Below are 12,568 nucleotides of genomic sequence, written 5' to 3' on the forward strand. Positions count from 1 at the left end.
TCCGCGCGGATGGCTCCGTCCCGCGCCCTATTCTTCCCCGAACGGCTTGCGCAGCGGCGTATCCCGATGGGCGGCGCGCACGTACTGCGGCGGCCAGGAGACTTTGTCGCGCAGGGCCTCGGCGGCATTCAGCGGCCAATAAGGATCGCGCAGCAGTTCGCGGGCCAGCAGCACCAGGTCGGCCTGACCGGTACGCAGCACGTGCTCGGCCTGGGCGGCATCGGTGATCATGCCCACCGCGCCACTGGGAATCCCGGCTTCCTTGCGCACCCGCTCGGCAAACTGGGTCTGGTAGCCAGGCCCGGTGGGAATGTCGGCCTGGGCCGCGGTACCGCCGGAAGAGACGTCGATCAGGTCGACGCCCAGGGTCTTCAGTCGCCGCGCCAGCTCCACCGTCTCGTCGACGTCCCAGCCGTCTTCCACCCAGTCGGTGGCCGAGACCCGCACGAACAGCGGCAACTCTTCCGGCCAGACCGCCCGCACATCGGCGGTCACTTCCAGCAGCAAGCGAATGCGATTTTCGAAATTGCCGCCGTAGTCGTCCTCTCGACGGTTGGAGAGCGGCGAGAGGAACTGGTGCAGCAGGTAGCCGTGGGCGGCATGGATCTCGGCCACCTTGAAGCCGGCCGCCAGGGCCCGCTCGGCGGTGTCCACGAAAGCCCGACGGATGCTGGCGATATCGTCGCGATCCACCGCCGTGGGCCGGGTGTGCTGGGGATCGAAGGCAATGGCCGAGGGCGCCACCGGCACCCAGCCGCCTTCGGCGATGGGCACGCTGCCGTGCTTGCCGAGCCAGGGTTGCCAGGTGCTGGCCTTGCGGCCGGCATGGGCCAGCTGGATGCCGGCGACGCTGCCCTGGCCCTCGATGAACTGGGTGATCCGCCGCAAGGGCTCGATCTGCTCGTCCTTCCACAGCCCCAGGTCCTGGGGCGTGATGCGCCCATCGGCGGTGACCGCGGTGGCCTCGAAGATCACCAGACCAGCGCCACCGGTGGCGCGACTGCCGAGATGGACCAGGTGCCAGTCGTTGGCGAAGCCGTCTTCGCTGGAGTACTGGCACATCGGGGAGACCACCACGCGATTGGGCAGGGTCAGCTGACGCAGGGTCAGGGGCTGGAACAGGAGACTCATGGCGGACCTCGTCTAGTCGGGATGCACGGTATTGGAGTGCTACCAACCAGAATAGATCGCCGATCCGACAGGACTCGTCTGAAAAGTCGCCGAGCGAAGGTCAGGCAAGGCGCAACGACCAACGGGAGTAACAGCCAACGGCTGGCCCGGAGGGTGAGCGCCAGCGAATCAAATCAGCGAGGAAGCGGATCGGACTCGCGCTCGAGTTTACGAGGGGTAAATGAGCATTCCGATCGGACCGGCGAACCAGCTGATTTTTAACGCATCGCCAAGCGCAGGCACTTTTCAAACGAACCCTAACGCGGTGCCAGGTGCACCACCAGCAACTGCACGTTCTCGTTGCCACGGAATTCGTTCACGTCCAGCCGATAGGCCAGCTCGGCCCAGCGGATGTTGGGATCGGGCCAGGTGTCGCGGTCGATGTTGAAGGCGATGCCATCCAGCTCCGGGCCGCCCTGCTCGCTGCGCAGGGTCAGCTTGAGGTGCCGCTCCTTGAGCAGACGCTGGGAGAGGATCTCGAAGGTGCCGTGGAACAGCGGCTCGGGAAACTGCTGTCCCCAGGGACCGGCCTGGCGCAGGGCCTGGGCCAGGCCGAGCTGGAATTCGGCCGGGGCCAGGCAGCCATCGGTCTGCAGGCGACCGCTGAGATCCTCGGCCTGCAGGTGACGCCGCACCTCGGCATCGAAGGCGGCGGCAAAGGTCTCGTAGTGCGCCTGGGGCAGACTGAGACCGGCGGCCATGGCGTGACCGCCGAACTTGGTGATGAGCCCCGGATGACGGGTCGCCACGGCATCCAGGGCATCGCGGATATGCAGCCCGGGTACCGACCGCGCCGAGCCCTTGAGCATGCCGTTGCCACTGCCGTCGTCGGCGAAGGCCAGCGCCGGGCGGTGATACTTTTCCTTGAGGCGCGAGGCGAGGATGCCGATCACGCCCTGGTGCCACTCCGGGTCGAACAGGCAGAGACCGAAGGGCAGATTGTCTTCCGGCAACTCCTTGAGCTGCTTGAGCGCCTCACGCTGCATGCCCTGCTCGATGCTCTTGCGATCCTTGTTGAAGTCGTCCAGCTGCTGGGCATATTCCTGCGCCAGCTGCGGGTCTTCGCAGAGCAGCAATTCGATGCCGATGGACATGTCGTCCAGGCGCCCCGCCGCATTGAGCCGCGGGCCGAGAATGAAACCGAGGTCGCTGGAAGCCACCTTGCCCGGCTGGCGCCCGGCCACTTCCAGCAGCGCCTTGAGCCCCGGTCGTGCCCGACCGGCGCGGATCCGCATCAGCCCCTGGTGCACCAGGATGCGGTTGTTGGCGTCCAGCGGCACGACGTCGGCGACGCTGCCGAGGGCGACCAGATCCAGCAACTCGGCCAGATTGGGCTCGGCCAGGCCCTGACGGGAGAACCAGCCGTTCTCGCGCAGGCGACTGCGCAGGGCCAGCATCACATAGAAGATCACCCCGACCCCGGCGATGCATTTGCTGGGAAAGGCGCAGGCCGGCTGATTCGGATTGACGATGGCATCGGCGGCGGGCAATTCGGCGCCCGGCAGGTGGTGGTCGGTGATGACCACCTGCAGCCCGGCCGCCTTGGCCGCAGCCACGCCGTCCAGGCTGGAGATGCCGTTGTCGACGGTGAGCAGCACCTCGGGTTCACGCTGCAGGGCCACGGCGACGATCTCGGGTGTCAGGCCGTAGCCGTATTCGAAGCGATTGGGCACCAGGTAGTCGACCCAGGCCGCGCCCAGGCGACGCAAGGCCAGCACGCCCACGGCACTGGCGGTGGCGCCATCGGCATCGAAGTCGCCGACGATGAGGATGCGCCGACGCTCTTCCAGGGCACGTGCCAGCAGCTCCACCGCCGCCTCGATGCCCTTGAGCTGGTGATAGGGCACCAGTCGCGCCAGCCCCTTGTCCAGTTCTTCCGGCAAGGTCACGCCGCGCGCGGCATAGAGCCGGGTAAGCAGCGGCGGCAGATCGCCCAGGTCGGGCAATACCGCCGGCAGCGGACGGGGCTCCAGGCGCATCAACGTTCGCCCAGCAGCCATTCCAGCTGCAATTCGTGCTGACCGCGGTCGTCGGTGACGAACAGGGTGCCTTCGCTGATCATCACCTGCCAGGAAATGCTGCGCGGCAGATCGCGGGCCAGCTCGGCCAGGGGCTCGGCGGGAACCGCGGCGATATGCAGATTCTTCAGCGTCCTGACCGCGTCCACCACCTTGGTCTGCCAGACACGCAGGTTGCCGTAGGCCAGCAGGCTGGTCCGCTCGGTGCGACGGCTGCACCAGGTCAGGCGGTCGGCATCGGGTTGGCCGACTTCGATCCAGTGCAGCACCCGGCCATCGAGACTCTTTTCCCACAGCGCCGGCTCGTCGACGTCGGACAGGCCGCGGCCGAAGGCCAGCTGCTCGTTGTACCAGAGCACGTAAGCCAGCAACCGCACCGCCATGCGCTCCTCGGTCTCGGAGGGATGCCGCGCCACGGTCAGACGCAGATTCTCGTAGACCCCACGATCCAGATCGGTGAGGTTGAGTTCGACTTTGTAGGGCGTGGCTTGCAGAGCCATGGCGGGTCACCGGCAGGGAAAGCCGGGCATTGTACCGGAAAAAAGGCAGGGGACCTTGGGACCGCAGATCCGTAGGTTGGGCTGAAAGCAGCGGAGCCCAACGCTAGAAGGTTCGAGTCCGCCTCGTTGGGCTTCGACGATGGAGCCGTCTCAACCCAACTTACAGGCCCGCGTAGGTTGGGTTGAGCGCCGCGAAGCCCAACACGGTTGTGCTACCGCCCTACAGCGGCTGACCACGCTTGCCGTGGCGGCTGACGAAGGCCTGGACGGCGGCGAGGTCGTTGGGCAGCACGGTGCAACGCTCTTCACGCTGCAGCAGATCGGCCAGGTGGGTCGGTAGGCTGAGGGTCGCGCCGATGCCGGCCTTTTCCACCGCCTCGGGGAATTTCACCGGGTGGGCGGTACCCAGCACCACCATCGGGGTGGCCAGGCTACGCCGGCATTCGCGAGCGGCGCGCACGCCGATGGCGGTGTGCGGATCCAGCACCTCGCCGGTGGTGGCATACACCTCGGCGATGGTGGCGCAGGTCTCTTCGTCGCTCACGGCAAGGGAGTCGAACAGCTTGCGCGCTTCGGTCCAGCGATCGTCGGCCACCGTCAGGGTGCCGCTGCTGCGGAAATTCGCCATCAGCTCGGCCAGGGCCAGGCCATCGCGACCGTGCAGGTCGAACAGCAGGCGCTCGAAGTTGGACGAGACCATGATGTCCATGGACGGCGACAGCGTGGCTTCCAGCTGCTGCTTGTCGTAGCGATTGCCGGACATGAAGCGGTGCAGGATGTCGTTGCGGTTGGTGGCCACCACCAGCTGGCTCACCGGCAGCCCCATGTTGCGCGCCAGGTACCCGGCGAAGATGTCGCCGAAGTTGCCGGTGGGCACCGAGAAGGCGATGGAACGCGCCGGAGCGCCCAGCTGCAGGGCCGCATGGAAGTAGTAGACGATCTGGGCCATGATCCGCGCCCAGTTGATCGAGTTGACCGCCACCAGCGGGGTGCCCTTGAGGAAGCCCTGGTCGGCGAAGCTAGCCTTGACCATCTCCTGGCAGTCGTCGAAGTTGCCTTCGATGGCGATGTTGTGGATGTTGTCGCCCAGCAGCGTGGTCATCTGCCGGCGCTGCACTTCCGACACCCGCTGGTGCGGATGGAGGATGAAGATGTCGACGTTCTCGCAGCGCTTGCAGCCTTCGATGGCCGCCGAGCCGGTGTCGCCGGAGGTGGCGCCCATGATCACCACGCGCTCGCCGCGCTTGGCCAGCACATGGTCGAGCAGCCGCCCCAGCAGTTGCAGGGCGAAGTCCTTGAAGGCCAGGGTCGGGCCGTGGAACAGCTCCAGTACCCATTCGTTGGCATCCAGCTGGCGCAGCGGCGCAATCGAGCCATGGGCGAAACCGGCGTAGGTCTCTTCTAGGATGGCCTTGAATTCGGCATCGGCGATGGAGCCGGCGACGAAGGGCTTCATCACCCGGAAGGCCAGCTCGTGATAGGGCAGACCGGCCCAGGAGGCGATCTCCTCCAGGGAAAAGCGCGGCAGGTTCTCCGGGACGTAGAGACCGCCATCGCTGGCGAGACCCGCCAGCAGCACTTCTTCGAAATTCAGCGCGGGCGCCTGGCCGCGGGTACTGATGTAACGCATGACTCGACCTCGGGAAAGACGGCGGCGCCGGGCGCCGCCAGGCTGCTCAGTTCAGGTGCTCGACGCGGATGCGGACGACATCGCCGACGACGTCGTCCAGGGCTTCCAGCGCGGTGATGGCCTCGACCATGTGGCGCTCGGTCACGCGATGGGTCAACAGGATCATGGGCACCAGGCCGTCATGTTCCTCGGCTTCCTTCTGCATGATGGACTCGATGTTGATGCCGCGCGCCGAGAGGATGCTCGCCACCTGGGCCAGCACGCCCGGGTGATCCTTGGCCTGGATGCGCAGATAGTAGGCGCTCTCGCAGGCCTCGATCGACAGCACCGGATGGTCGGACAGCGCATCGGGCTGGAAGGCCAGGTGCGGCACGCGATTCTCGGGATCCGAGGTCATGGCGCGAACCACGTCCACCAGGTCGGCCACCACCGCCGAGGCGGTCGGCTCCTGCCCGGCACCGGCGCCGTAGAACAGCGTCGAGCCGACGGCGTCGCCATTGACCATCACCGCGTTCATCACGCCATTGACGTTGGCGATCAGGCGATCGGCCGGGATCAGCGTCGGGTGTACCCGCAGCTCGATGCCCTGGTCGGTGCTGCGCGCCACGCCCAGGTGCTTGATGCGATAGCCCAGCGCCTCGGCATAGCCGACATCGGCGGTGGTCAGGCGGGTGATGCCCTCGGTGTAGGCCTTGTCGAATTGCAGCGGGATGCCGAAGGCGATGGAGGCCAGGATGGTCAGCTTGTGGGCGGCATCGATGCCTTCGACGTCAAAGGTCGGATCGGCCTCGGCATAGCCCAGCGCCTGGGCTTCGGCCAGGACATCGGGAAAGGTGCGACCCTTCTCGCGCATCTCGGAGAGGATGAAGTTGCCGGTGCCGTTGATGATGCCGGCCACCCAGTTGATACGGTTGGCGGCCAGGCCTTCGCGCAGCGCCTTGATCACCGGGATGCCGCCGGCCACCGAGGCCTCGAAGGCGACGATCACGCCCTGCTCGCGTGCCTTGGCGAAGATCTCGTTGCCGTGCACGGCGATCAGCGCCTTGTTGGCGGTGACCACGTGCTTGCCGTTGGCGATGGCGCGCAGCACCAGCTCGCGGGCCAGGGTGTAGCCACCGATCAGCTCCACCACCACGTCGATCTCGGGATTGTCGGCCACCGCCAGGACATCGGCGGTGATCGGCGTGCTACCGGTATCGCACTGGGGATTGGGTCGGCGCTGGGCGATCTGCGCCACCTCGATACCCCGCCCGGCGCGCCGGGCGATTTCCTCGGCGTTGCGCTTGAGTACGTTGAAGGTCCCGCTGCCCACGGTACCCAGACCACAGATGCCTACTTTGACCGGCTTCACACCCTTATCCCCCTATCAGGTGGCGCCGCTCCGCAGCGCCGTTGAAATCTTTCGCAGCGCCTAGCGGGCGCCGATTGCCGCTTCCGCCAGCTGGTCGGCCGGCTGGTAGCCCGGGATCATCTGGCCATCGGCGAGAATGATCGCCGGCGTGCCCTGGATGCCCATGTTCTGCCCCAGCGCGAATTGCTGGGCGACCGGATTCTGGCAGCTCTCGGACTTGACCTCACGGCCGGTGAACATCTGGTTCAGCGCCGCCGGCTTGTCCTTGGCGCACCACACCGCCTCCAGCTGCTTGGAACCCGGCGAGCCCATGCCCTGGCGCGGGAAGGCCAGGTAGCGTACCTCGATGCCGCGCTTGTTCAGCTCGGGCACCTCGGCGTGCAGCTTCTGGCAATAGGGGCAGGTGGTGTCGGTGAAGACGGTGATGTGCGCCTTGGTCTCGCCTTGGGCGGGATAGACGATCATCTGGTTGCGATCGAGGCCATTGATCTGCCGCGCCACGGCGACGTTCTCGGCCTTCTCGGTCAGGTTGGAGGCCTTGCCGTCCTTGACCTGATAGAGATAGCCCTGCATGACGAACTGGCCATCGCCGCTGGCATAGAGCACGCGGCCGCCCTTGAGCTGGACCTGGTAGAGGCCTTCCAGCGGACTCTTGGCGATGGACTCGATGGCGAGATTGGGTTGCAGCGCGGTCAGGCTCTGGCGAATGGCCTGCTCAGGTTCGGCCTGAGCCAGTTGCACGCCAAGCCCCAGGCAAGCGGCGAGCAACAGTTGGGAAATACGCATGTTTGACTCCTGTTGAGACGCCGGCAAGCCTACCACAGACCTGCCGGCTACGGCGGTGGGCCCTAGCCGCGCGGATGGTGCTGGGCGTGCAGTTGCTGCAGCCGCACGCGGGCGACGTGGGTGTAGATCTGGGTGGTGGACAGGCTGGTATGGCCGAGCAGCATCTGCACCGTGCGCAGATCCGCGCCGTGGTTGAGCAGATGGGTGGCGAAGGCGTGCCTCAGGGTGTGTGGCGACAGCGAGGTGCGGATGCCGGCCACCTGGGCATGCAGCTTGATGCGGTGCCAGAAGGTCTGCCGGGTCATGGGCGTGCCCCGCTGGCTGGGAAAGAGGATGTCGCCGGGCTGGCCGCCCAGCAGCAGCGGACGTGCGGTCTTCAGATAGCTTTCCAGCCAGGCGATGGCCTCTTCGCCCAGGGGAATCAGCCGCTCCTTGCTGCCCTTGCCGAAGACCCGCAGCGAACCCTCGCGCAGATTGATCTCGTCCAGGGTCAGGCTGATCAGTTCGGTCACCCGCAGGCCGGTGGCATAGAGCACCTCGAGCATGGTGCGATCGCGTAGACCGAGGCTGTCGTCGGTATCCGGCGCCGCCAGAAGCGCCTCCACATCCGCCTCGGACAGACTTTTGGGCAGCGGCGCGCCCAGCTGCGGCATGCTGACCAGCAGCGTCGGGTCCTCGGCGATCCGCCCTTCGCGCACGCCGTACTTGTAGAAGCTGCGCAGGCCGGAGAGAAAGCGCGCGGTGGAACGCGCCTGGTAACCCTCGCTCAGGCGCCAGCCGAGATGATCGAGCACGGCGTCACGGCCGACCGTCTCCAGGGTCAGGCCCCTGCCCTCCAGCCACCGGGCGAAGGCCAGCAGATCGGTGCAATAGGCGCTGCGGGTGTGGGGCGACAGCCCCTTTTCCAGCCACAGGGCATCGAGGAATTCCTCGATCAGCCGTTCGGCGCTCACGCGGCGAAGCCGGGCAGCACCGGCGTCGGCTTGCCCTCGTCATCGACGGCGACAAAGCTGAAGGCGCCGTTGATGGCGCGTTCGCGCCCTTCTGCCAGCATGCCTTCGACGAACACCTCCACCTGCACCTTGATGCTGGTGTTGCCAACCTTCACCACCCGGCCAATCAGCTCGACGATGGAGCCGGCGGGAATGGGGTGGTTGAAATCGATCCGGTCGGTGGAGACCGTGACCAGCGGCTTGCGGCAGAAGCGCGTCGCGGTAATGAAGGACACCTCGTCCATCCAGGCCAGGGCGGTGCCGCCGAACAGGGTGTCGTGATGATTGGTGGTGGGCGGGAAGACCGCCTTGGCCACCCGGGTTTCCGACAGCGCCGTGCGCCGCTGGATTTCCGCTTCGCGGGTGCTCATATCTGTAATACCTCGAACCTCAGAAACGAAAAAAGCAGCCGAAGCTGCTTTTTTCTGGTCACGCCGCGATCAGGAAAGCTTTTCCTTGATGCGGGCAGCCTTGCCGGACAGTTCGCGCAGGTAGTACAGCTTGGCCTTGCGCACGTCACCGCGACGCTTGACGCTCAGGCTGTCGACCAGCGGGCTGTAGGTCTGGAAGGTACGCTCGACGCCAACGCCGTTGGAGATCTTGCGTACGGTGAAGGCGCTGTTCAGGCCGCGGTTACGCTTGCCGATCACCACGCCTTCGAAGGCCTGCAGACGCTGACGGTCGCCTTCCTTCACCTTAACCTGGACAATCACGGTGTCGCCTGGGGCGAACGCCGGGATTTCTTTGTTCATCTGCTCAGCTTCGATCTGGGCAATGATTTTGTTGGTCATGTCACTCTGCTCCTAAGACAGGCCGCGGCCCGCCATCGATACCTAACTATCGTTCCGCTGACGGAGATATTCCGCCAGCAGGTTCTGCTCTTCCCCAGAAAGCGAGCGGCCATCCAGAAGATCGGCGCGTCGCTCCGCAGTGCGTCCCAGGGACTGCTGCAGGCGCCAGCGCCGGATATGCTCGTGGTTACCACTGAGCAACACGTCGGGTACGCGACGGCCCTCGTACACCTCGGGTCGGGTGTAGTGCGGGCAATCGAGCAGGCCGTCGGTAAACGAGTCCTGCTCGGCGGAATCCACATGCCCCAAGGCTCCGGGCAGCAGTCGCGTAACCCCATCGATCAGCACCATGGCCGGCAATTCACCGCCGGACAGCACATAGTCGCCAATCGACCATTCTTCATCCACGTGCGTCTCGATGAAACGCTCGTCGATGCCTTCGTAACGCCCGGCGATGAGGATCAGATGCTCCTCCTGCGCCAGTTCCCGTACCGCCGCCTGGTCGAGCTTGCGACCCTGGGGGGACAGGTAGATCACCTTCGCCGCCGAATCACCCCGGGCATCGGCCAGGGCGCGCTCCAGCGGCTGGATCTTCATGACCATGCCGGGACCGCCGCCAAAGGGCCGGTCGTCCACGGTCTGGTGGCGATCCTCGGTATAGCTGCGCGGGTTGTAGCAGGTCAGCTCCAGGAGCCCCTGCTTCATCGCGCGACCGCTCACGCCATAGGCGCTCACGGCTTCGAACATCTCGGGAAAGATGCTGATGACATCGATACGCATGGATCAGAAATCCGCGTCCCAGTCGACCTGCATCTCGCCCTTGGCCAGATCCACCGCCAGCACGTACTGGTCGGGCAGATAGGGCAACAGACGCTCACGATCGTCGAGGCTGCCAGCACAGGGCATGACAACCATGACGTCGTTGGCCCCGGTCTCCAGCAGATGATCCACCACACCCAGCCACTGGCCTTCGCGATTGATCACCCTGAGACCTTCCAACTGATGCCAGTAGTAGTCACCGGCGCCCAGTTGGGGCAATTCGCTGCGCGGCACGCAGATCTCGAAACCGGCCATCAGGCGGGCTTCTTCACGATCGTCCAGGCCCTGCAGACGTACCGTCAGGACCTTGCCGTGCAACCGACCGCCGAGCACCTTGACCTGCCGGGTCTCGCCTTCGCGCCTGAGCGTCCAGGTCCGATAGTCCAGCAGATTGTCGAGCGGATCGGTAAAGGAGTAGATCTTGAGCTCACCGCGTACGCCGAAGACCGAAACTATCTTGCCCAGGACCACCAGGTCGGGGGCGGAGGTCGGCGTACTCATGATCTTCAGGCGGTAGCCTGAGCGCTCTTGAGCAGCTGAGCGACGCGCTCGGACGGCTGGGCGCCCTGCGACAGCCAGTAGCTGGCACGCTCTTGATCCACCGACAGACGGATTTCGGCGCCGCTGGCCACCGGGTTGAAGAAACCGATGCGCTCGACGAAACGACCATCACGCGCATTGCGGCTGTTGGTCACGGTCAGGTGGTAGAAGGGGCGCTTCTTGGAGCCGCCACGGGCTAGACGGATGGTTACCATTGAACTTCGTTCCTGTAGTCGGTGCTTGTAGCTGTGGGCACACTGGGCCACATGGCCCGAAAGGCCGCATATTCTAAGGGCTGTCACCCGGTTTGCCAATGGCTTTAAACGGTGCCCTCGGCATTGCGGCAGCCTGGAGACTCCAGCAGCGGAGCCTCGTCGCTCGCGAAGGTGCATCAGCACTGGTGCCGACGCCCTTCACAGAGCCCTTGCCGGTGCCGACCATCTGGCGACGGGCGGCACCAGGAAATCACATCTTGGGCATGCCGCCGCCGGGGAGCATGCTGCCCATCCCGCGCATCATCTTGGCCATGCCACCCTTGGCGGTGACCTTCTTCATCATCTTCTGCATCTGCTTGTGCTGCTTGATGAGGCGGCCGACGTCCTGCACCTGGGTACCGGAACCCAGAGCGATACGCTTCTTGCGCGAGCCGCTGATCAGCTCCGGATCACGGCGCTCGGCCGGGGTCATGGAGTCGATGATGGCTTCCATCTGCTTGAAATGCTTTTCCGCGGCGCCCTGGGCATTGCCCATCTGCTGGATGTTCATGCCGCCCATCATGGTCGGCAGCTTGTCCATCAGCGAACCCAGGCCGCCCATGTTCTTCATCTGCCGCAACTGGTCGCGGAAGTCTTCGAGATCGAAGCCCTTGCCCTTCTTGAGCTTCTTGGCCAGTTTGTCGGCCTTCTCGCGATCCAGGGTCTGCTCGGCCTGCTCGATCAGCGAGAGGACGTCGCCCATGCCGAGGATGCGCGAGGCGACGCGATCCGGGTGGAAGGGGTCGAGGGCTTCGCTCTTCTCGCCCATGCCGATGAATTTGATCGGTTTGCCGGTGATGTGGCGGACCGACAGGGCGGCACCGCCCCGGGCATCGCCATCGACCTTGGTCAGGATCACGCCGGTCAGCGGCAGGGCGTCGTTGAAGGCCTTGGCGGTGTTGGCGGCGTCCTGACCGGTCATGGCGTCGACCACGAACAGGGTCTCGGCCGGCCTAGTGGCGGCATGGACCTGCTGGATCTCCGCCATCATCTCGCTATCGATGTGCAGGCGACCGGCGGTGTCGACGATGACCACGTCAATGAACTTGAGCTTGGCCTCACGGATGGCGGCCTGGGCGATCTCCACCGGCTTCTGGCTGATGTCGGAGGGGAAGAAGATGACCCCGACCTCCCCGGCCAGGGTCTCCAGCTGCTTGATGGCGGCCGGGCGGTAGACGTCGGCGGAGACGACCATGACGGTCTTCTTCTTGCGCTCCTTGAGGAAGCGCGCCAGCTTGCCCGCGGTGGTGGTCTTGCCCGCGCCCTGCAGGCCGGCCATGAGGATGACCGCCGGCGGCGCGACGTTGAGCGCCAGATCCTCGTTCGCCGCACCCATGATGGCTTCGAGTTCGGCGCGCACGATCTTCACGAAGGCCTGTCCCGGCGTCAGGCTCTTGGACACCTCGGTGCCGACCGCCCGCTCCTTGACCCGGTTGACGAACTCCTTGACCACCGGCAGGGCGACGTCTGCCTCGAGCAGCGCCATGCGCACCTCGCGCAGGGTGTCCTTGATGTTGTCTTCGGTGAGCTTGGCCTTGCCGGTAATGTGGCGCAGGCTTTGGGACAGGCGGTCTGTGAGATTATCGAACATGCGGACATCCAGGGCAGAAACGGCGGCTGACCGACAAGTATAACGAAAGAGCGCCTGACCAGGGATAGCCGCTGGGGCCTGTACCGCATGAATCCGTCAGCAGTGCCCGATTCGGCGGGCAGCTGA

The 12,568-nt window shown here is 65.4% G+C and carries 13 protein-coding genes; all 13 read right to left on the bottom strand.

All coding sequences use genetic code 11. The annotated features are described in order from the left end of the window. Positions 1–27 precede the first annotated feature (27 nt). The 13 genes from OMP44_RS23905 to ffh all read right to left on the bottom strand — a co-directional run bounded on the left by OMP44_RS23905 (position 28) and on the right by ffh (position 12,442). Positions 28–1,131, bottom strand: a complete 1,104-nt coding sequence (locus tag OMP44_RS23905; protein ID WP_280311499.1) for an NADH:flavin oxidoreductase/NADH oxidase — start codon at positions 1,129–1,131, stop codon at positions 28–30. Between the two features lie 296 nt (positions 1,132–1,427). Beyond that, on the bottom strand, positions 1,428–3,149 hold the full coding sequence (gene recJ, locus OMP44_RS23910; RefSeq protein ID WP_133862620.1) for a single-stranded-DNA-specific exonuclease RecJ: 1,722 nt from the start codon (positions 3,147–3,149) through the stop codon (positions 1,428–1,430). Next, positions 3,149–3,688 (bottom strand): YaeQ family protein, encoded by a 540-nt coding sequence (locus OMP44_RS23915; RefSeq protein ID WP_133862621.1) that lies wholly within the window; start codon positions 3,686–3,688, stop codon positions 3,149–3,151. Before OMP44_RS23915 ends, recJ begins: the two co-directional genes overlap by 1 nt. 220 nt (positions 3,689–3,908) lie before the next feature. Continuing rightward, positions 3,909–5,318 carry a threonine synthase gene (gene thrC / locus OMP44_RS23920; RefSeq protein ID WP_263258829.1) on the bottom strand — a complete coding sequence of 470 codons (1,410 nt, stop codon included), beginning with the start codon at positions 5,316–5,318 and terminating at the stop codon, positions 3,909–3,911. A gap of 46 nt (positions 5,319–5,364) precedes the next feature. Beyond that, positions 5,365–6,669: a homoserine dehydrogenase gene (locus tag OMP44_RS23925; protein ID WP_027600220.1), complete on the bottom strand. Its 1,305-nt coding sequence runs from the start codon at positions 6,667–6,669 to the stop codon at positions 5,365–5,367. Between the two features lie 60 nt (positions 6,670–6,729). After that, positions 6,730–7,455 carry a thioredoxin fold domain-containing protein gene (locus OMP44_RS23930; RefSeq protein ID WP_007160960.1) on the bottom strand — a complete coding sequence of 242 codons (726 nt, stop codon included), beginning with the start codon at positions 7,453–7,455 and terminating at the stop codon, positions 6,730–6,732. A 62-nt stretch (positions 7,456–7,517) separates the two neighbouring features. Next, positions 7,518–8,408, bottom strand: a complete 891-nt coding sequence (gene xerD / locus OMP44_RS23935) for a site-specific tyrosine recombinase XerD (RefSeq protein ID WP_133862624.1) — start codon at positions 8,406–8,408, stop codon at positions 7,518–7,520. Then, the gene (locus tag OMP44_RS23940; protein ID WP_133862625.1) at positions 8,405–8,818 is read right to left on the bottom strand and encodes an acyl-CoA thioesterase; all 414 of its coding nucleotides are present in this window, start codon (positions 8,816–8,818) and stop codon (positions 8,405–8,407) included. The genes xerD and OMP44_RS23940 overlap by 4 nt, the downstream gene beginning before the upstream one ends. Before the next feature lie 69 nt (positions 8,819–8,887). Continuing rightward, on the bottom strand, positions 8,888–9,238 hold the full coding sequence (rplS, locus tag OMP44_RS23945) for a 50S ribosomal protein L19 (protein WP_007160957.1): 351 nt from the start codon (positions 9,236–9,238) through the stop codon (positions 8,888–8,890). Positions 9,239–9,280: 42 nt separating this feature from the next. Next, positions 9,281–10,018 carry a tRNA (guanosine(37)-N1)-methyltransferase TrmD gene (gene trmD / locus OMP44_RS23950; RefSeq protein ID WP_133862626.1) on the bottom strand — a complete coding sequence of 246 codons (738 nt, stop codon included), beginning with the start codon at positions 10,016–10,018 and terminating at the stop codon, positions 9,281–9,283. A 3-nt stretch (positions 10,019–10,021) separates the two neighbouring features. Next, on the bottom strand, positions 10,022–10,558 hold the full coding sequence (rimM, locus tag OMP44_RS23955; RefSeq protein ID WP_133862627.1) for a ribosome maturation factor RimM: 537 nt from the start codon (positions 10,556–10,558) through the stop codon (positions 10,022–10,024). Positions 10,559–10,563: 5 nt separating this feature from the next. Then, the gene (gene rpsP / locus OMP44_RS23960) at positions 10,564–10,812 is read right to left on the bottom strand and encodes a 30S ribosomal protein S16 (RefSeq protein WP_017640797.1); all 249 of its coding nucleotides are present in this window, start codon (positions 10,810–10,812) and stop codon (positions 10,564–10,566) included. Between the two features lie 250 nt (positions 10,813–11,062). Continuing rightward, complete coding sequence (gene ffh / locus OMP44_RS23965) at positions 11,063–12,442, bottom strand: signal recognition particle protein (RefSeq protein WP_280311500.1); 1,380 nt, start codon at positions 12,440–12,442, stop codon at positions 11,063–11,065. Positions 12,443–12,568 lie beyond the last annotated feature (126 nt).

This window comes from Pseudomonas flavocrustae (genome assembly GCF_029872515.1).
Taxonomy (GTDB): Bacteria; Pseudomonadota; Gammaproteobacteria; order Pseudomonadales; family Pseudomonadaceae; genus Chryseomonas; species Chryseomonas aestiva.